This is a genomic window from Labilibaculum euxinicum, assembly GCF_963678175.1.
GTDB lineage: Bacteria > Bacteroidota > Bacteroidia > Bacteroidales > Marinifilaceae > Labilibaculum > Labilibaculum euxinus.
Genome location: NZ_OY782756.1, coordinates 3,961,460 through 3,980,430 on the forward strand (window position 1 = coordinate 3,961,460; position 18,971 = coordinate 3,980,430).

An 18,971-nucleotide genomic window follows, 5' to 3' on the forward strand; every position below is an offset into this window, starting at 1 on the left:
ACTTATAATTTCAAGCCAAACAAAATAGAGATACAACCGCTTTTCTGTTCAGATTCAGTATCTTCATTTTTGACAAAATCTAAAGATATGATTAGTGTTTTAGCCTTATCCAATTCAAAATCAAAAAAATCAGTGTAATTACTATCTTCGTTATCAAAAATCAGATTCAGATCTGAATCGGTAATTTTAAAATGTATTGTTGGCATGTCATCTTCACAGCCAACTACTACACGATATTTTTGTCCGCTAAAAAAGGCTTTATGCAATTCGACTTCCTCGTCTTTATTTAGTACTACTCCGTTGTAATTACCATCATGAATATAATTTTCAAGTTTAGGTTTACAATGTTCTTTTGCAAAATCCAGACATTGAGAAAATACAAGATTAACAGAAAAAAAGAATGCAAGTAAGACTGACAATAGATAATATTTCATATTAAAAATGCTGTATGTGTATTCTTAAATTATTTTCACACTAATGAACTAAATAATCCCTCATATCACCTATTTTCGCAACTAATTGTACAAATATCAATTCATCAACAGAATCAATAAAATCAGCCTCCTCTTTCATATCTGAAGTTTTAATACTCATTTCAAATAATTTCTCAAGCTGCAATACGTTCTGGTAAATGGGTTTAATAATTGGATCAGCCTGATTGTCCTGCAACACCGTTTTTATACTTTCAAGAGACAATTTCTGATCTAAAATTTGTTTGATTAACTCCTCATGTGATTTCTCATTGAGGTTAACACTTTGAGTTGCTATATACATACACTCCACCCATCCTCCAATTAGCATCAAAGCAGACAGTGAATACCTGTCCTGCTCTCGTAATTGTTGATTCGATTCCATATAAATCTCCGATACAATATCAACAATCAACTCCTTATTTGTCACATTGCTTTCAAGCAAACGAACCTTGTCCTGTCCAACTGTTCTAAGAATCCCTAACGATTCTGCGAGACTTCTGGACACATTCATATACTCAATTGAGATCTGATATTGTTCATTCAAGCTTGCATAGCTTAAATCTGCACAATAAACTCCCAGCGCTATCGCTCTTGACGAGCTTGTTGAATATCCCGGTAAATTTTCCATGCTATTCAACAAATCTTCCCTAAAATGAACTCCTGATTTTTTAATTAATAATGAAATTTCAATTGGGCTGGGAAGTACAAAGAAAATTCTCTTCATCTTATCCGCATTTTCCTTCATCAACTGATACTCCAGCAATTCTCCCTCAGAAACCTGCTCTTTATTTTTTTTTGATGAAAACAAATTGCATGAATTGAACAGTAGTATAATTCCTAAACTCCAAATAATTTTTCTCATTGAACTCATTCTGAAGATTAACATCTATCTTTCAAGGAACTTAAATTACAATTTTTCAAGAAAACAACATCTTTTTTTCAAGAATATTTCACAATACAAAATGAAATGGGAAAAGATCATTTTGCTGTTAAAATGAATGTTCTCCACACAAAACTATCCATCTCCAATCATTCAACATAAAATTATTCCTTAATTTCTTGCAATCAAAATCAGCATATGCAGATATACAACTTTTGAGTCTTTGTAAAAAAAAGCAATTCAAAGCTATCCTTTCAATTAGTAAATTCCAATCAATTGGTCTTAAATCAAACTCAAATTAACGAAAATGCAATTAGTAAACAGATGATATTGAGAGGGGGTAAAACAAATAAAAATTACTAGTTTTGCATCGAATAAAAAGAACAATTTAATGAGCAATATTAGTAAAAAGGATTTACACAACTCCATAATCTTAGGACTTAGTTCTTTGGATAATAAAGTGGTACTTGATTCAATCAATCAATTACGTGAAGAAGGAAAACCAGAAGATATTACTCCTCTGTTAGATCTGATGATTTCTAATTCCAATAAGGAAATACAATCAGCAATCCATAATTTTCTTGCTGATCTAAAAAATCAGGATTCGGATAAAATTATTATAGAGGCAATCGCTGATGAAAAGTATCTGACAATTAGAAAAATTTTAATTTCAATTTGCTGGGAAACCAGTATTGATTTTTCAAAATACATCTCAACTTTTGTTGATTTGTTAATTGTGTCGGATTTTGAAACTTCCTTTGAAGCATTTACAGTAATAGAAAATCTTACCGAAAAAATATCAGAAGAAAGTAAGCCTGTGGAGATGGCGAAACTTAAAGATGCCATTTCAGGAGCATCTCCCGAAAAAAAGGGAATTCTTCACGAAGCCATTCATATAATAGATCAACTATAAGAAAAGAGAAAGCCGCTTAAAAAGCGGCTTTTGTTTTTTATATTAAAACGTCCTTTTCATTATTTGAAAAATATTTCATAAACTGCGCTCTTTCATACAAACCAGGATCTTGAATACTGCCATAATTAAGACTGCCACGAAATTCATCAATAGTTTTAAATCCTTTTTTGGTCATCCAATTAGTTAAATCTTCCAATATATTGGTAATTTGATCGAAACCATGCTCATATACAGTAGAACAAATCTGTACTGTTTTAGCTCCTGCCAACAATTGCTTTATTGCAGCCTCACCATTATGAATACCTGTTGAAGCCGAAATATCAATTCCTTTAATTTTATCGGACAACATACCAACCCAACGAAGAGATTTACGAATATCACTTGCTGAACTCAACACTTCGGCACTGGTAATTTTCATTTTCTCAATATCGATATCCGGCTCGTAAAAACGATTAAACAACACCAACGCATCGGCTCCATCGGCATTTAAACGATTAGCAACTGAAAATAAATTGGTAAAGTATATTCCAATTTTCATTGATATTGGAATATTTACTTCCTTTTTAACGGCGTTAAATATGTCGTAGTATAAATTTTCGTATTGCGCAGAACTCATGTTTCTGTCGTTTGGAACGATAAACACATTTAGCTCAATAGCATCGGCCCCGGCTTTTTCAATTTCTTTAGCAAAAGAAGTCCAATCCGATGAAGAAACACAATTAATACTTGCAATTACAGGAATAGAAACAGCCTTCTTAGCTTCCTTAATAAGTGTCAAATAATTCGAAACGGAATTTCCTTTGATGTAGGTCTGAATATAATCTTCAGCTTCAGGATAACTTGTATTTGAAGGATCTTTACCAATCAAATTTTTAGCTTCGTTGCGAATTTGTTCTTCGAATAAAGACTTTAAAACAACAGCTCCTGCCCCTTTTTCTTCAATGATTTTAATTTTTCTTACAGAATTTGTAAGCCCGGAACTGCTGACAATTAAAGGATTCTTTAACTGCAATCCCATATAGGTGGTTTCAAGATTAATCATGCTATTTGATTTTTTAATATTTTTCAATCGATAACGAACAAATATAGTAAATTCAAAAGAGATATTTACATCCTTAGCACTGACTTAGACTATAAAAAACCCAGAATTTAATATCTCGATCCGAATATTGTGCTTCCTACTCTAATTATTGTACTGCCCTCACTTATTGCCAGCATATAATCACCCGACATTCCCATTGAAATTTCTTTAAATTCAGGACTGTCAATAAAAAAATCTGATTTTAAACTTTCAAATATGGATCTAAGATTACCAAACTCATTTCTGATCTGGATTTCATTATTGGTGTATGTGGCCATTCCCATTACGCCGGCAATTTGAATCGCTTTTAATGATTTAAAATCTTCCGAAGTAAGCAATTCTTTTGCCTCATCGATAGTAAGACCAAATTTAGTTTCCTCCGAAGCGATATGAAATTGCAGTAAGCAACTGATAACTCTATTATTCTTCTCTGCCTGCTTGTTAATTTCTTTCAGTAATTTAATACTGTCAACAGCATGAATAAGCTGCACGAACGGCGCTATATACTTCACCTTATTGGTCTGAAGATGACCAATAAAATGCCATTCTATATCCCTGGGAAGGTCGTTATATTTTTGTGCCAGCTCCTGTGGTTTATTTTCACCAAAAATCCGGTATCCTCCTTCGTAGGCTTCAATTATATCCTCTTTGGGTTTGGTTTTAGATACTGCTACCAATTTTACGTCAGCAGGAATTTTCGCTAGAATAGTGTTAATTATTTGAGGTATGCTCATGGCAAATTGCAGATTTTAAATTTCAGATTCAAAATTACAACTTTTATGGATTTTGATGTGTTGTTTGGGATTTTAATTATTTTCTGATAAAATAAAACCAACTCCATGCACATTTTCAATCTTTATGGTAGAATCCAATTTTAAGTGCTTTCTTAATTTAGTGATAAAGACATCCAGGCTTCGTCCCATAAAATAATCATTTTCGCCCCACACATTTACCAGTATATCTTCTCTTCGCAATACATTATTTTTATTCTGAAGCAAAAGATACAATACATCCCCCTCTTTTTGAGTAATCCGAAAAATTTCTCCATTTAAAGTCAAAGTGAGATTTGCATGATCGTATACAAATTTACCCACATTAAATATTTGTTCTTTTACTTCAGGAGTTGTATTTACTCGCTTTAACACAGCATTAATTCTTCGGACTAACTCGTCCTCATCAAAAGGTTTCGTGATATAATCATCTCCACCCAAATCAAAACCTTTTAACTTATCCTCCTTCAGCGATTTCGCAGTTAAAAAGATAATGGGAATCTCTTGATTAATTTCACGAATCTTTTTCCCCAAAGTAAAACCATCCATTTTTGGCATCATGCAATCCAATAAACAAAGGTCAAACTTAGAATTAGAGAAAGACTCGAATCCTTTCTCCCCATCTCGGGCTAAACTTACCGAAAAGCCCTCCATTTTTAGAAATTCATTTAAAACAAGACCTAAATTAGGATCATCCTCAACTAGCAATATATTTTTAGAATTGGTCATAAAATAATTTTAGATTGATGGTAAAACAATAGTAAAGGTACTGCCAGAGTTTCTTTTGCTCAAAACATTTATTGAACCTTTATGAGAATCAATGATCATTTTTGAATAGGACAAGCCAATACCAAAACCTTTCACATCATGCAAGTCGCCGGTTGGAGCTCTGTAATATCTATCGAATACATGCTTCTGTTCCTCTTTAGTCATTCCAATTCCCTTATCGGTTACCGCAATATAAAGATGTCCATTCGTGTTTTTAGTCTCAACTTCTATTTCTGGTTTAGATTCGGAATACTTCACTGCATTATCCAGAATATTTAACAATACATTCTGCAGTAAATCTTTATCACCACAAACCATATCATTTTCCGCATTCAGCTTGTACGTTATGGTTCCTTCCCGCTCTGCCAATTGCACGGAAATAAAATCGGAACACTCTTTTAATAAGGAGTGCAAATTTATTTGATCTGAATTTAACTGCAATTCTCCGCGTTCCATACAAGCCAGTTTCAACAACTGATCTACTTGACTTTTCAAGCGATTATTCTCTGAAAAAATCATGCTTGAATAATGAACTACTTGATTGGGATCGACATAAACCTTATTTCGTTTTAACATTCCACTGGCCAGCGAAATTGTTGCCATCGGTGTCTTAAACTCGTGTGCTATATTATTAATCAGATCAGTAGTTCTACCCAAAATCTTTTTATCATTTATCAATGAAAAAACGGTTATCCCGAAAAATGTACAAAGAATTAAAATAAGAATTAATGAGCAAATAAACATACTTCCCATACTATCCATTAAATTTTTCTCTCTTTTTTGGAAATAGACATTTAATATTGCCTTATCGTGACTTAATGCTTTACGCAAACTATAGTAAAAGCATTTACTTTTAGGCTGCTCGTCAGCAGTACTTAATACTTCAATGGTATATGGCGATTGAATCTGATAATTTTTAAATTGCTGATGAATAATTGAATCCAGGCGGCTCACCTCCATCTTTAAAAGCTCACTATCCGAAGCGTTGTATTTCGATTTAGACATGCACTCCCGCATCTTCTCACAACTCTCCTGATCTTTTGTAAACTCATCGACAGACTCATGCAAGGCCAAGCCAACACGATGATTGAATTGCTCTTCGTTTAAGCTTCTGGCTCTGCTTATCCATCTAATTTGAATTAAAAGAAGAAGAAGAAGAACAATTATTGAAATAACAATAAATATCTGGATTCTATAAACTTTAAATTTTCGCATTGTATTTTTAAGCAACAAACTCATAGACTAATTACTTCCTTAACATCCATATCTTATGATCTTTTTCACAACTCAAAATTAGTGTAAATTTTAAGAGTTTTTGATGCTTTAACAATTCATTAACAAGAGATAAAAAGATCTTTTACGTTCTTGTAGTATTCAATTCAAAATTAGACTAAAACGGATTAATTAACATTTAAATAAAAAAAACATGAAAAAGTTATTATTTGGACTCCTATTTGTATTTGCGATAAATGTAGTAAGTTTTGCTGCTCAACCGGTAATTTCAATCTTTGACAATCAAATTTCTCTGTCTCAGGATCAAGATCAAAAACAGGATCAGGAGAAGAAAAAAGTTGAAAAGAAAAAATGTTCCAAAGACTGTACAAAAGCCTGTTGCACCAAAGAAGCTAAGGCTGAAAAATGTGATAAAGCAAAAAAATGCACAAAGGAAGCTAAAGCAGAAAAATGTGAAAAAGACTGTAAAAAAGCTTGTTGTACTAAAGAAGCCAAGGCAGAAACTAAATGTCCTAAAGACTGCAAAAAAGAATGTTGTAAGAAATCATAAGGATATCTTCTATATCTGCAAACCCTTCAATAAAATTGAAGGGTTTTTTTATGCAGTTTGGTACAATTTATGTTCTTACTTTAAGAGTTAATTCAATAGAACGTAAACTGTTTTACAATGAAAAATCTGCTGTTTTTATTTATTGGTGTTTTTGGTTTTTCCGGAGTATTTTCACAGAATGTAGAAAGATACATGGAATATCATGACAATGGAAGAACTCTTATATTGCAGGGGGAATATGAAAAAGCCATCCTTTACTTAGACACTGCCATTACTATTATGCCTTACTATTCCACCATTTTTCAAGATCGTGGATACGCAAAAATGCAGTTGAAAAAATACGACGAAGCAATTCTTGATTTTGACCATGTGCTGAGTAAAAAACCTTACCTATCCGAAGTAAGACTGCAAAGAGGCATGGCACTTTACCATCTAAATCGTTTAAACGAATCTGAATCTGACTTACTAGAAGTCTTAAACAGTAATCCAAATAAAAGCCGGGAGGTAATTATTTATCTTGATAACATTCAAAGGGAACGGGAAATAACAGCACAACAAAATTATGATGCGATGTTGCAGTCAATGCGGTTTCAAGTAGAAAATGAACGAATTTACCGGGCTCGCCATCGCGAAGAAGTTATCTGGAATACTGTCGTTCCTTTGGCATTCTGGACTACCGTATTTTTAACCTGGTAAATCCAGATCTGTCTTGATTGACTTTCTTTTGAATGAAATTGATTTTCCCATAAAACGAGCTTTGTTATAACCAGGCAGGTCTGTATCTTCCATTTTTAAACGAACCTTTTCCAGACTTTCCACAGATCCAACAACGGTTAACACATCACCCAACCGAAGTCGTGTATAGCCGGTAGAAATTAAGGTGTTATTATTACGTTTGGTAGCCAAAATAATAACATCGGTAGGAATTTGTAAATCCCTTAAAGTGATGCCGTGCAATTCTTTATTTTGCATTTCAATGTCCACAGTATCCTGATCTTTTTCCATACCAAGCAATAATGAGGTGGCAATTGGTGATCGCACCAGATGATCCATTAAGCTTACCATTACTGTAGAAGGTTCAACGATCAGAGCTCCCAGCTCGTGGAATTTACTTACATAACTCCTCTCATTTACCCTAACAACAATATCCCGTGTGCCAAAATGTTCATAAGCTAATTCACAAAATTTAAGATTATCCTCATCCTGGTTCAGCAGCACTATCGCATCCGCTTTATCGGCTTCAAGCCGTTTTAATTCGGGCAAACTTAATTCTTTCACATGAGTTACATCCACTCCCTGGTATTCCAACCTGGCTCTCTCCTCATTACGGGTTACTAATTTAACCACCCAGTCATGTTCCTTTAATTGCCGAGCTAAAGCAAGCGATTGTCCTTCCAAACCGAAAATAATAGCTTTCTGAATTTTGTTTTCGTGCAATAAGTCTCTTCTTTTATGGCTTTCACCTACCAACAATATTGACCACTTAAAAAGTGGTGGACCCAAAATTTGATTCAATACAATTACTGCAATTAAGATCGTAGAAAACTCCGGTCCCCAATCCGGGTATTTAACTGAAACAACTTCAACCAAACCGATAGCAACACCAGCCTGAGTAACATATGGCATCCAGGAAATACGATTAAAACGCGGCGGATCCCCGCCCAATGAACCTCCGATAAAAGCTCCAATAGCCATGCTTATTAAACGAATTGTAAAAAATAAAAGCGCAATGGCCCATGTATCTTTTAAAATATCTATTGAAATGGAAGCACCTGTAAGTGTAAAGAAAACAACATAAACAAAAGGAACGACCATCTGAATTATATTAACGAATTCTCTGCGAAACTTACCAAAATTAACAACTACAAAACTTCCAATGATACATACTAACAGTGGTTCAATATATAAATCAAATCCAAAATATATCTGACTTTTTTCATGCACAAAATGTGCGAACAAATAAACGCTGTAACCAGACAGTAAAAGTAAAAATGACTTCATCCATGTAGCCAATCTTAACTCAAGAACAAAATTCATAAGTAACCCAAGCAAAAAGCCCAGTAAAAGTGAAAGACATAACTCTCCAAACAAAATAATCAACAACCAAATATCAAAAGGAATATCAGATATTAAGGCATCTGCAACTGCGAAACAAATGGTAAATAAAATAATTACTAAAACATCTTTTACTACCGTTACACCAATAGCTGTTTGCGTAAATGGCCCCTTGGCTCTCATTTCGTTTATTACTGCAATTGCAGAAACGGGAGATCTTGCAACAAAAATAACTCCTATAAGCATCACGATTGCCAATTTCATATTAAAACCGGCATCCTTTAAAAAATGAATATGATCAGACAAAAGCATAACAACAATACCACTCAGCACAAAGGTGAAAAACAATTGCCCAAAGGTCATCCATTTAATACTTTTCATTCTTCCCTTCAACTCCTTTAAGTAAAGTTCAGCTCCAGCTACAAAAGCGATAAAAGAAAGAGAAATTTCATTAATGAAATACAGTTTAGATATAGCCGGTTTAGGAATTAGATTTAATACAAAAGGCCCGGAAACAATTCCGATAAATAAAAGACCGGTTATTACCGGCAATTTTACTTTTGGGAAATATTTTGAAATCCGGTTCGCTGCTGTTGCAACAATCAGGAATCCTGCAATAAATACAATTATTTCAAGGTAATTATTCATTCAATCAGATTAAGGTTAAAGAGATACTTTCATTTATCTATTACACTTCCAACCAGTTCTTTAATTACAAAACTCAGAATAAGATTCATCCCAATTAGAACTCAGTAAATTTTCACAAATTTTCATTTTTAAGATACAGAATTATATCAATCAAAGCAACGCAGTAAATTGATTAGCCATTTATTTGGAAAAAAACCAGAATGCCAATTCATTCAAATAATTCTGATTAATGATAAAAACAGGTTCACTATTTTGGTTCTATTTCACAAACATTTAAATTGTTCATATCCGAACACCAACTGTACGATACCCAACACTATTAAGACTCTATAAAAATAGATCAAAGCCACATTACACACTGACATACATATAATTAGAGTTGATGGCACAAATACTGATGTATAAAAAGTGCAAAGCCACTGTGATTCAATACGAATCATAACTCTATTAATAATCAGACAAATAACTAATTAACCAACTCGAATGAAAAAATATAGTTTTATATGGATTTTCCTGTTTCCAGGCATAGTATTAATGTCTTGTTCATTGAGTATGGCAGAATCATATGATCTTAAAGATATTGAGACTATCCTAAAGGAAACCAAAGCGTTATGTCTTAAGGACAATGGCATGCTTTGGGGAAGAACTCTTGATGTTCCAATTCTTTTAGTCGATAAAGAAAATGGACGAATCTACTCAAATAACAATAGCAAAAAGTTAGGTTTAAACTCCTATAATGAAATTTACACCGGTATTCTCCCAAATTTTGTTGATGTAATAAAAGGACCAGCCAAAATCGGCAATCAAATTTGGGCCGTTATCCCACTGCCCTTGCCTGAAGATAAAATTGAAAGACAATGTATTATTCTTCATGAAGCTTTTCATTGTGTTCAACCTGAAATGGATTTAAAACCAGAACCTTATAACAACAAGCATATGGATGAAATGGAAGCCCGTTTTTGGTTGAAGCTTGAATGGAAAGCTCTTGAGCTGGCTCTGCAAAGTGAAGGAGAAAATAAAAAACAGGCGATTACTGATGCGCTCTGTTTTCGCCATTACCGCAGAGCTTTATATGGCAAATGTGACGGCTGTGAAAATCGATTTGAGATTCACGAAGGCATGGCCGAATATACAGCTCAAAAATTATGCAGAAACGATAAAGATTTAAAGACATATTTGCAAAATAAGCTGCACGCAATGTGGGAATCTCCATCTTTTGTAAACTGCTTCGCTTATTTTTCCGGACCTGTTTATGCATACCTTCTTGACAAAACGGAAACTAACTGGAGAACACACTTAGGCGCCAAAGATGATATTGCAGCGATAGTTCAATCGGCCTATGAAATATCCTTACCGTTCGATATTTATATGGAGGCAGAAGAAAGGTCAGTGCTTTACAGCGGCGCCCAGATAATGGGCGAAGAATTGGATCGCGAGCTCGCATTATAAGAATACTTTATCAAACTTTCAATTAAGAAATCAGATACGGGGCAACTTAATTAAGTTGTCCCGTTTTTTCTATTTACTTTGGTTTAGACTTTATGTATCTTTTAAATACTAAATGAAAATATCATGAATATATTATTGGATCAGGGTTGGAGTGAAATAGACAGTAAATTGGTTAAAAATTATGAATTGCCGAACTTCATTGAAGCAATCAATTTTATAAATTTAGTGGCTGCCGAAGCTGAAAACATGGATCATCATCCAGATATCAAACTGTACAACTATAAAAATGTACGTCTAATTTTAACCACCCACTCCAAGGGTAAAATCACAAAAAAAGACATTATTCTTGCCAAAAGCATCGACAAAGTTTTTGACTCGATGAAAGTCTTTTAGGTGATCACAAGACCTTTGTTGTAAGTACCCAACACTTGCATTCCTTTCGTGTAAGCTGATATTTTATCCAACGCATCCCTAAACTGCCGGGGTCCCTGAAATTCCAAATCGACATGAAAAAAGTATTGCCAGTTGATACCAGGAATCGGCAAAGATTGAATCTTCGAAAGATTAATGTTCTCCTTGGCAAAACAATCCAAAATATAAGACAAGCTCCCCGGTTTATGACTGGTACTAAAATATAATGATGCCTTATTGTATCCTCCGTTTGGAACAACATCTTTCTGTCTCTTTAAAAGAAAAAAACGGGTTTGATTGTCTTTTATACTTTCAATTTCCTCAGCTATAATTTCCAAGCCATACAATTCTGCCGGATAATCACCGGCAATAGCTCCCACACCCATCAATTGATTGTCTCTCACATTCTTCGCACTTAAGGCCGTATCCTCCATTTCCACCAATTTAATATCAGGATAATCGTGAAAGAAAGCACGACACTGATGAATTGCCATTGGATGGGAATGAACTTCTTTTAAATCTTCAATTTTTTGCCCGGGCAAAGCCATTAAATTTTGCTTAATTCTCAGAAATATCTCCCCTTCAATTACAAGACCGGAATCCTGAAGAAGCCCGTAATTCTGCAGAATACTTCCGGCAATAGAATTTTCAATCGCCATTATTCCACCATCGCATACCGATTCATCCTGTATTAATTCAACAAGTGTGGCAAAATTACCGGCAGGAATAATTTCAACATCTTCTCCGTAATAGGCATTGGCAGCCAAATGGTGAAAACACCCCTCAACTCCTTGAATTACAATTTTTCTTTTCTCCATGGTTATAGTTAGATTTTGTATCACAAAAAAGAGTCCTAAATAATCAGGACCCTTTGTGAATAATATTACATTTTATTTCATTGGAATCCTGTTCTTCTCTCCGCTAAAAAAGAAAAAAATAAAAAACCAACTATTAAAAAATACTGTTTTCATCTGTTTATAATTTTAAGTTTTTGTCATATGGTCCCGAAAGCTTTCGGGATTACCATGCTGGAATAGTCATCTCAATGTTTATCAAAACACCTATAACATGGACGTTTCATATAGTCAAAAAAAAAGAGCCCTTACAGAGGCTCATCATCAATTAAATAGTACGTGAATCCTCTTCTAACAACAGTTGCTAAAAAAGAAAAATCGCCCGATATGGATATTGTTATTCATACTTTCTGTACTAATTCTTTTCAAAGGTAAAAAAATATTTCATACAACCTGACAATTATCATTCTGATGCACAAAGTTGTGCTGTTAAACCACTCAATTTTACCATGCAGCAGCTAAGTTATTCTTCTCAACACCCGCACAATCCTCTTGCAACCGTAAATTTTAACAGATCAATAACAACCGGGTCTGTTCTTTCTCAATCAATAATAGTATATTTAATACCTCAACATCTTTATATATAGAAAATGAAATTTAGATCCCAATTATTACTACTTAGCTTGCTTATTATTTCTATAAAATCAGTGAGCGCTCAGGAAATAAAATCCTACAATTTTAATGAATTGGAACCTATTTTCCATTATCAGAATGATACCACTTACGTGATTAACTTTTGGGCGATGTGGTGCAAACCATGCGTTGAAGAACTCCCCGAATTTGAAGATATCCGTAAAGATTATACAGATAAAAAGGTGAAAGTAATACTGATTAGTCTCGATTTTGGAAAAAATACAGAAGATCGCTTACTCGGCTTTTTAAAGAAAAAGAATATAAATGCTGAAGTTGTTTTGCTTGATGATCCGGATGCAAACAGCTGGATTGGAAAAGTGGATAAAAACTGGGATGGTGCTCTTCCTGCAACTCTTATCTATAAAAAAGGGATTCGAAAAGTTTTTACCCGTCAGATTTCGTACGACGAATTGGCGGGCTCAATTGATAAATTAAATAATCAACCGAATTAAAATTTATAATTATGAAGAAAGTATTGATTTTGGGTCTGTTTATAGTGGCCGCAATAGGAATACAAGCTCAAGGCTACCAGATAGGCGACAAGGCGAAAGACTTTAAACTGAAAAATGTTGATGGGAAACAGATTTCGCTCGCCGATTACAAGGATGCCAAAGGATTCATTGTGATTTTCACATGCAATCATTGTCCTTATGCTGTAGCTTATGAAGATCGAATTATCGAAATTGACAAAAAATACAAGGAAAAAGGATTCCCGGTAATTGCGATCAATCCAAACGATCCGGAATTGTACGAAAGCGATTCTTTCGACAATATGATTGTACGGGCAAAGGAAAAAGGATTTACATTCCCATACTTGATGGATGAAACACAGGATGTATTTAAGAGATTTGGCGCAACCAAAACTCCTCACGTTTTTATCTTAAGCAATAAAAGCGGAGAATACACAGTAGAATATATTGGTGCGATCGATAACAATTACAAAGACGCATCTCAGGTTACAAGCACATATGTTGAGGATGCTGTGGATGCACTCTTACAAAATAAAAAACCGGAAACTACTTCGACAAAAGCAATTGGTTGTGGAATTAAGACCAAAGGATAGAGAAAGTATCAAAGGAAAAGATCCGGGTATCAAATGATACCCGGATCTTTACTAAAATTCAATTACATTCTAATCTGAGGATTTGAATCCTGTTTATTCGGCAATTTTTAAAGAGAGCTTTCCAACCACCCTGCCCGTTTCACTGTACTGATGAGCTTTGGCAACATCCATTAAATCGTAAGATTTATCGATGTAAGTTTTTAAAAGACCTGCATCAACAAAATCAGCCAATAATTCGAGATCTGCCTTACTTTCCTGCACAAATATCTTCTTCATTTTTTTGGAACTAAGCAGGTTATGAACAGACCCAAGCAAAAGAATATTGAAAGAAGGAAGAGTTGTCACAAAAACTCCTCCCCGCTGCAAAATGTGTTTTACTTTTGAATATTCCTGATTTCCTACCACATCGAAAAAAATGTCGTACTCTTCCTGAAGCGAAACAATATCCTGTTTGATATAGTCAACAACACGGTCGGCACCCAAATCTTTTGCAAACTGCACATTTCTGCTGCTGCAAACTCCTGTAACTTCACAGCCATAAGCTTTTGCAATTTGAACTGCAAAAGACCCAACACCTCCCGAGCAGCCATTCACCATTACATTCATTCCTTTGCGAATTCCACCCATATCACGAAGTGCCTGCAAGGCTGTTAATCCTGCCAAAGGCAAAGTGGCAGCCTCTTCAAAATTCATATTTTGCGGTTTTAATGCCAGATGGCTTGCAGTGGTAGCTACATATTCAGCATACGCACCATTCTTTGTAATATCAATTTTCCCAAACACCTCATCGCCAACCCGAAAGAACTGTACTTTTTTGCCTATTTCGACCACTCGTCCGGCTATATCACCTCCTAAAATACAGGGTAATTTCTTTCTCATGAATAGCTTCAAACTGCCTTTACGGATTTTCCAATCGACCGGATTTACTGATGAAGCATAAACCTCAACCAAAACCTGTGTGTCATTTATCTGCGGGCGGGAAAGATTGGCAATCTCCAAAACATCCGGCGTCCCGTATTTTTTCATTACTACCGCTTTCATCTGTTTATAATTTTTATGCAATTGTCAGATGGAACTTACAATATAATCATCTCCCTGTGTGTAGAAAGCTTTATCCATTGACGTTTCATCTGTTTATAATTTTAAGGTTTTGTCAGATGCAACTCCCAAATCACACTCAATATCCTGTGTGTAATACTTTTTACATGGTTGTTTCATATCCTAAAAGATTACTGATCCAAGACTCTCATAATGAATTTCTTGTACGTAAATCAAGTTACAACAAGTTTCCTGTATTTTCAAAATAAAAAGGCTTACCCCTAAGGATAAGCCAAGTCTATATTCCAAATACATTTTATTTCATATCGTCCCAATCGCCATCGAACAGAATTTTATCCAAAGAGCGCCGCTCCCTTTTACTCGATTCCATTTCCCTGATATTTTCGGGCAATTGCATTGGATCGCCTCTATAACCAACAGCGATCATTGTTACAATATCAAAATCGGAAGGAATTTCGAACATCTCACGAGCCTTTTCAACACTAAAACCAGCCATTTGATGCATATATAACCCCATATCTGTTGCTTGGGCAGACATATTTCCAATGGCCAGACCTAAATCATGACGTGCATGAAGATTTTCTTTTTGATTCTGAGCAAACTTTTTTGCAGCTAGTGTCAAAATAATCATAGGTGCTGTTTTTACCCACATCTGATTAAACTCTACCAAACAAGACATCAGTTGATTGTACCGTTCCGGGTAATCTTTTGTTGCGTAAACAAACCGCCATGGTTGTTCATTAAAACAAGACGCAGCAAATGATGCTGCCTCGAATAATTTTTCAATCTTGTCTGGTTCAATTTCCTGATCCGAAAAGGCTCTTGGACTCCAACGTTTGTCTATCAATTCATGAATTTTCGCACTCATTTCTCTATAGGTTTATAAGGGTTACACTCCTCTGAAGATAAGTATATTTTAACAAAAATTAAGGACTTGCTTGTATTTTATTGTCTATATTTGGGCCTATTTAATAATCAATGAACCACTTATAAAAATCTGGATGAAAGCAAGTGTATATTTATTGATTCCTCTGTTACTATTTATGCTGTTGGTAGATATTTACACCTACCGTGGCATAAAACCTCTGATTGCCAGAATAAAATATTCGCTGGCAAGACAATCATTAACCATCTTGTTTTGGGCTGTTTCAGTTTTAGTTTTTGCCGGTTTTACCCTGTTCATGTTCGGGATTAAGCATGTACAACAATCTGAAACCTACGTTTATGTTGGATACCTGGTAGCTGGTTTTTCATTGTTTTACATTCCAAAGTTTGTATTTATACTTTTCGTTCTATTAAAAGATATACTAGGGGCGATTGCAGGAATCATTAATTGGTTCGGGGAGAGAAAGAAAAAAAGTGTACCACAATTTAATTCGAAGAGAAAAATGGAGAGATCCGAGTTTTTGTATCAAATGGGATTGATTTTAGCAGCCATTCCGTTTGCATCCATATTATATGGAGTAACCAAAGGGAAATTTAACTACAGGGTAATGCGCGAAAAGATCGGTTTCGATCACCTTCCCAAATCATTTAAAGGACTGAAAATCGTTCAAATATCAGACATGCATCTGGGCAGTTTCAATAAGAATTTTGAGAAAATTGCCAAGGCTGTTGAACTGATCAACGAACAGGAACCGGACCTGATTCTATTCACAGGCGATTTGGTAAATAACTTTGCCGAAGAAACAGAAGGATGGGCTCCTATACTATCCAAAATGAATGCTAAAATTGGAAAATATTCCATCATGGGAAATCACGACTACGGTGATTATTCGTACTGGAAATCTCCTGCCGACAAAGCCGAAAATTTACAGGCAATTAAGGATTTCCATAAAGATATGGGCTTTAAACTGCTTTTAAACGAATCGGAAACCATATCATTAAACGGGGAAGAAATTGCACTGGTTGGTGTCGAAAATTGGGGCAAACCTCCTTTTCCGCAACACGGCGATTTACAAAAAGCAATCAACGGATCAGCCAATATCCCCTTTAAAATTCTGATGAGTCACGATCCTTCGCATTGGGATGCGCAGGTTCTGGATACGGATATCGCCCTTACCTTCTCGGGTCATACGCATGGCATGCAGTTTGGACTCGAACGGGCAGGCATAAAATGGAGTCCGGTACAATATAAATATCCTCGCTGGGGCGGATTGTACCAGCAAAGGGATCAATACCTTTATGTGAATCGTGGCTTTGGTTACATCGGATTCCCCGGCCGGATTGGTATGCCTCCGGAAATTACTTTTGTGGAACTGACCTAATTGAACGCCGATTTTAAAATTTTGTATATTGAGGATGCGCACTTGCGTATCCTTTTTTTTATTCTATACTGGAATTCCTGCAAAACACCAGACAGTATCTTTGTTTTTGAAGGAAGGTTTTCCACTCTATATTTCAGTACCTCATCTCCGGCCCTTCTCCATCAGCTACTCTTTATACCCAAATATTCGCTTTCCCAGGCAAGAGTTTGATTGTAAACCAATTGCGTCCTAAACGTTTTTTGAGAATAAGTATTAATTACTTCTTTTATAAAAACTTACAGCTCGTGATAATCTTAAGGGGTACAATTTAAGTTAGGTATTTGATTGGCATCTTTTTTAAAGAGCTTTCGTTTTAGTTCAAACCTTTAGTAAGACCGGGAAGCTGAGAACTTGTTCGAAGATCGCCCGTACGCACTTAGGTTTGAATTAAATAAGGAAGTTTTTTAAAAAGCAGCCTTGAATTTCTTTGCTTCGTTTTTTGTTTCAAGACAAGAAATGATGTCGGGTTTGGGCGGAAAGCCCAATTGTTAAAATCAATTAGGACAATATTGATTGTAAACCTAAGCACCCCTCCGCTCTTCGAACATTTCCCCTTAAAACGGGAGAATCGTTCACAAACAAAATTTTCCCATCTTAAAGGGAACACTGCGCCCCTGTACTATCTGGTTTTAGAATCAACACTGAAAGAACCCGAAAGAGTCTTTTTTTTTGTACTGCATTTTTTGAATTCCTTGTTCGATTGCCGGACTACTACTAGTCCAGGTATCGGACAAGTACTTGTACAGGTATCGGACCACTACTTGTACAGACATCGTACAAGTACTGGTCTTATTCTAAAAACAGGTATAAGTGGTAATATCCTGACAAAATAAAAGCCAATTCGTAAAAAATTGGCTTTTATAACAATCAATAAAACAATTAACTAACAGGTACAAGATCAATTAGCAAACGACCTGCTTTAATATTTTTACGATTCTTTTTTGCCGCTCTCACCTCCACCTGAAAACTTCCTGTTTTTAAGGCTTCAGGTACAAAAAACAACAATTCAGAGGGTTTGTTTTTCACCACATTCACTACTTTGGTTGCCGCACCATCACCCGCGATAAAAAAGATTCCCTGATCATCATCTTCCTCATCGAATTTTAAAAGTGATCCTTTTAGGGAAGCAATCTGACCCGGACTAAAGGTCTCGTTTACGGCTTTGGTTTTTAAATCGGTAAATTGTTGAATTACTGGCTGTGCCGCAGATATTTCTACCTTACGCAATTCGATATTCCCAATCGCTTCGGACAAACGATGGCCGGCATTCAACTTCAAACGAATAGAATGGCGTGTTTTATCGAAACTATCGCTCTGGTTAACAAACACCCCCGAAATACTCGGATACACCTTAAACAGCTCGGTGTTTACATTGTTGCCACTGGCCACGGCCTGCACCACAGCGTAATTAAATTCTTCGATTACCGATAAGGCCTCAGCCTTGGTTACGGTAGAGCCTTTGCCAATCATTTGCTCAACAATTTGCTCTGTGCCAATGGTTTCGTTATCGGTCACCATGCCCATGTAATCATCAGGATCATCAGTTAGATGATTCGGAATTAATCCGTATCTTAACGTCATAATTTGAAAAAATTATATAAAAGGGACAGGGTCCGTTGGCTGCATTTCCTACCCGCAAAAGTTGAAGATGCTCGGCCAATGGGTTGCCTGTTTTTTTTTGCATTGTTAAAAGGTGGCTATTTGTTGCCAAACCCCCTCCCCACGTAACAAAAACAGACTGAAACTATTTAATTATCCCCACATATCAAAACCATAATTGGTAAAACAGATCCATTTTTATGCTAATAAAAACACTTCAACCCGC

General features: G+C 35.3%; 19 protein-coding genes. 8 read left to right on the plus strand and 11 right to left on the minus strand.

Going from position 1 to position 18,971, the window contains the following annotated elements; translation table 11 throughout:
• Positions 1-2: 2 nt before the first annotated feature.
• Together ACY0M5_RS15875 and ACY0M5_RS15880 are read right to left on the minus strand one after the other, a co-directional pair.
• Positions 3-434 carry a hypothetical protein gene (locus tag ACY0M5_RS15875; RefSeq protein ID WP_461629797.1) on the minus strand — a complete coding sequence of 144 codons (432 nt, stop codon included), beginning with the start codon at positions 432-434 and terminating at the stop codon, positions 3-5.
• 40 nt (positions 435-474) lie between these two features.
• Positions 475-1,335 carry a hypothetical protein gene (locus tag ACY0M5_RS15880; protein WP_461629798.1) on the minus strand — a complete coding sequence of 287 codons (861 nt, stop codon included), beginning with the start codon at positions 1,333-1,335 and terminating at the stop codon, positions 475-477.
• A 409-nt stretch (positions 1,336-1,744) separates the two neighbouring features.
• Between ACY0M5_RS15880 and ACY0M5_RS15885 the strand changes: the two genes are divergently transcribed.
• Entirely contained in the window at positions 1,745-2,266 is a 522-nt protein-coding gene (locus tag ACY0M5_RS15885) for a hypothetical protein (protein WP_461629799.1), read from the plus strand.
• A gap of 37 nt (positions 2,267-2,303) precedes the next feature.
• Here the strand turns inward: ACY0M5_RS15885 and ACY0M5_RS15890 are convergent, their stop codons facing one another.
• From ACY0M5_RS15890 to ACY0M5_RS15905, 4 genes are all read right to left on the minus strand, one after another.
• A complete protein-coding gene (locus ACY0M5_RS15890; protein ID WP_156195925.1) occupies positions 2,304-3,308 on the minus strand; it encodes a dihydroorotate dehydrogenase-like protein in 1,005 nt (334 codons plus the stop codon).
• Positions 3,309-3,415: 107 nt separating this feature from the next.
• Positions 3,416-4,081 carry a YggS family pyridoxal phosphate-dependent enzyme gene (locus ACY0M5_RS15895; protein WP_461629800.1) on the minus strand — a complete coding sequence of 222 codons (666 nt, stop codon included), beginning with the start codon at positions 4,079-4,081 and terminating at the stop codon, positions 3,416-3,418.
• A 72-nt stretch (positions 4,082-4,153) separates the two neighbouring features.
• Positions 4,154-4,846: a response regulator transcription factor gene (locus tag ACY0M5_RS15900; RefSeq protein ID WP_124992640.1), complete on the minus strand. Its 693-nt coding sequence runs from the start codon at positions 4,844-4,846 to the stop codon at positions 4,154-4,156.
• A gap of 9 nt (positions 4,847-4,855) precedes the next feature.
• Entirely contained in the window at positions 4,856-6,100 is a 1,245-nt protein-coding gene (locus tag ACY0M5_RS15905) for a sensor histidine kinase (protein ID WP_461629801.1), read from the minus strand.
• 211 nt (positions 6,101-6,311) lie between these two features.
• Between ACY0M5_RS15905 and ACY0M5_RS15910 the strand changes: the two genes are divergently transcribed.
• Together ACY0M5_RS15910 and ACY0M5_RS15915 are read left to right on the plus strand one after the other, a co-directional pair.
• Positions 6,312-6,668, plus strand: coding sequence for a hypothetical protein (locus tag ACY0M5_RS15910; protein ID WP_124992638.1), 357 nt, complete (start codon positions 6,312-6,314; stop codon positions 6,666-6,668).
• A gap of 117 nt (positions 6,669-6,785) precedes the next feature.
• On the plus strand, positions 6,786-7,364 hold the full coding sequence (locus tag ACY0M5_RS15915; protein WP_124992637.1) for a tetratricopeptide repeat protein: 579 nt from the start codon (positions 6,786-6,788) through the stop codon (positions 7,362-7,364).
• On the opposite strand, the gene ACY0M5_RS15920 is transcribed toward ACY0M5_RS15915, so the two are convergent.
• Entirely contained in the window at positions 7,353-9,371 is a 2,019-nt protein-coding gene (locus tag ACY0M5_RS15920) for a monovalent cation:proton antiporter family protein (protein WP_461629802.1), read from the minus strand. The genes ACY0M5_RS15915 and ACY0M5_RS15920 overlap by 12 nt on opposite strands.
• Before the next feature lie 483 nt (positions 9,372-9,854).
• On the opposite strand from ACY0M5_RS15920, the gene ACY0M5_RS15925 reads away from it, so the two are divergent.
• Positions 9,855-10,820 carry a hypothetical protein gene (locus tag ACY0M5_RS15925; RefSeq protein WP_461629803.1) on the plus strand — a complete coding sequence of 322 codons (966 nt, stop codon included), beginning with the start codon at positions 9,855-9,857 and terminating at the stop codon, positions 10,818-10,820.
• A gap of 123 nt (positions 10,821-10,943) precedes the next feature.
• Complete coding sequence (locus ACY0M5_RS15930; protein ID WP_156195931.1) at positions 10,944-11,213, plus strand: 4a-hydroxytetrahydrobiopterin dehydratase; 270 nt, start codon at positions 10,944-10,946, stop codon at positions 11,211-11,213.
• Here ACY0M5_RS15930 and ACY0M5_RS15935 read toward each other — a convergent pair.
• Entirely contained in the window at positions 11,210-12,049 is an 840-nt protein-coding gene (locus ACY0M5_RS15935) for a prephenate dehydratase (protein WP_124992633.1), read from the minus strand. The genes ACY0M5_RS15930 and ACY0M5_RS15935 overlap by 4 nt on opposite strands.
• 626 nt (positions 12,050-12,675) lie before the next feature.
• Between ACY0M5_RS15935 and ACY0M5_RS15940 the strand changes: the two genes are divergently transcribed.
• Together ACY0M5_RS15940 and ACY0M5_RS15945 are read left to right on the plus strand one after the other, a co-directional pair.
• Positions 12,676-13,170: a TlpA disulfide reductase family protein gene (locus tag ACY0M5_RS15940; protein ID WP_461629804.1), complete on the plus strand. Its 495-nt coding sequence runs from the start codon at positions 12,676-12,678 to the stop codon at positions 13,168-13,170.
• 11 nt (positions 13,171-13,181) lie between these two features.
• On the plus strand, positions 13,182-13,781 hold the full coding sequence (locus ACY0M5_RS15945) for a thioredoxin family protein (RefSeq protein ID WP_461629805.1): 600 nt from the start codon (positions 13,182-13,184) through the stop codon (positions 13,779-13,781).
• Positions 13,782-13,874: 93 nt separating this feature from the next.
• On the opposite strand, the gene ACY0M5_RS15950 is transcribed toward ACY0M5_RS15945, so the two are convergent.
• Positions 13,875-14,822 carry an NAD(P)-dependent alcohol dehydrogenase gene (locus tag ACY0M5_RS15950; protein ID WP_461629806.1) on the minus strand — a complete coding sequence of 316 codons (948 nt, stop codon included), beginning with the start codon at positions 14,820-14,822 and terminating at the stop codon, positions 13,875-13,877.
• Between the two features lie 313 nt (positions 14,823-15,135).
• Complete coding sequence (locus ACY0M5_RS15955; protein WP_124992629.1) at positions 15,136-15,708, minus strand: nitroreductase family protein; 573 nt, start codon at positions 15,706-15,708, stop codon at positions 15,136-15,138.
• Between the two features lie 133 nt (positions 15,709-15,841).
• On the opposite strand from ACY0M5_RS15955, the gene ACY0M5_RS15960 reads away from it, so the two are divergent.
• The gene (locus ACY0M5_RS15960) at positions 15,842-17,107 is read left to right on the plus strand and encodes a metallophosphoesterase (protein ID WP_461629807.1); all 1,266 of its coding nucleotides are present in this window, start codon (positions 15,842-15,844) and stop codon (positions 17,105-17,107) included.
• 918 nt (positions 17,108-18,025) lie between these two features.
• Here the strand turns inward: ACY0M5_RS15960 and ACY0M5_RS15965 are convergent.
• A complete protein-coding gene (locus ACY0M5_RS15965) occupies positions 18,026-18,727 on the minus strand; it encodes a DNA-binding domain-containing protein (protein ID WP_461629808.1) in 702 nt (233 codons plus the stop codon).
• Positions 18,728-18,971: the final 244 nt, after the last annotated feature.

Coding starts and splice junctions, on each gene's coding strand:
- ACY0M5_RS15890 (WP_156195925.1), bottom strand. CDS start 3,308: ATGATTAATCTTGAAACCACCTATATGGGATTGCAGTTAAAGAATCCT.
- ACY0M5_RS15965 (WP_461629808.1), bottom strand. CDS start 18,727: ATGACGTTAAGATACGGATTAATTCCGAATCATCTAACTGATGATCCT.
- ACY0M5_RS15915 (WP_124992637.1), top strand. CDS start 6,786: ATGAAAAATCTGCTGTTTTTATTTATTGGTGTTTTTGGTTTTTCCGGA.
- ACY0M5_RS15905 (WP_461629801.1), bottom strand. CDS start 6,100: ATGCGAAAATTTAAAGTTTATAGAATCCAGATATTTATTGTTATTTCA.
- ACY0M5_RS15925 (WP_461629803.1), top strand. CDS start 9,855: ATGAAAAAATATAGTTTTATATGGATTTTCCTGTTTCCAGGCATAGTA.
- ACY0M5_RS15945 (WP_461629805.1), top strand. CDS start 13,182: ATGAAGAAAGTATTGATTTTGGGTCTGTTTATAGTGGCCGCAATAGGA.
- ACY0M5_RS15885 (WP_461629799.1), top strand. CDS start 1,745: ATGAGCAATATTAGTAAAAAGGATTTACACAACTCCATAATCTTAGGA.
- ACY0M5_RS15960 (WP_461629807.1), top strand. CDS start 15,842: ATGAAAGCAAGTGTATATTTATTGATTCCTCTGTTACTATTTATGCTG.
- ACY0M5_RS15940 (WP_461629804.1), top strand. CDS start 12,676: ATGAAATTTAGATCCCAATTATTACTACTTAGCTTGCTTATTATTTCT.
- ACY0M5_RS15950 (WP_461629806.1), bottom strand. CDS start 14,822: ATGAAAGCGGTAGTAATGAAAAAATACGGGACGCCGGATGTTTTGGAG.
- ACY0M5_RS15895 (WP_461629800.1), bottom strand. CDS start 4,081: ATGAGCATACCTCAAATAATTAACACTATTCTAGCGAAAATTCCTGCT.
- ACY0M5_RS15880 (WP_461629798.1), bottom strand. CDS start 1,335: ATGAGAAAAATTATTTGGAGTTTAGGAATTATACTACTGTTCAATTCA.
- ACY0M5_RS15900 (WP_124992640.1), bottom strand. CDS start 4,846: ATGACCAATTCTAAAAATATATTGCTAGTTGAGGATGATCCTAATTTA.
- ACY0M5_RS15875 (WP_461629797.1), bottom strand. CDS start 434: ATGAAATATTATCTATTGTCAGTCTTACTTGCATTCTTTTTTTCTGTT.
- ACY0M5_RS15930 (WP_156195931.1), top strand. CDS start 10,944: ATGAATATATTATTGGATCAGGGTTGGAGTGAAATAGACAGTAAATTG.
- ACY0M5_RS15955 (WP_124992629.1), bottom strand. CDS start 15,708: ATGAGTGCGAAAATTCATGAATTGATAGACAAACGTTGGAGTCCAAGA.
- ACY0M5_RS15910 (WP_124992638.1), top strand. CDS start 6,312: ATGAAAAAGTTATTATTTGGACTCCTATTTGTATTTGCGATAAATGTA.
- ACY0M5_RS15935 (WP_124992633.1), bottom strand. CDS start 12,049: ATGGAGAAAAGAAAAATTGTAATTCAAGGAGTTGAGGGGTGTTTTCAC.
- ACY0M5_RS15920 (WP_461629802.1), bottom strand. CDS start 9,371: ATGAATAATTACCTTGAAATAATTGTATTTATTGCAGGATTCCTGATT.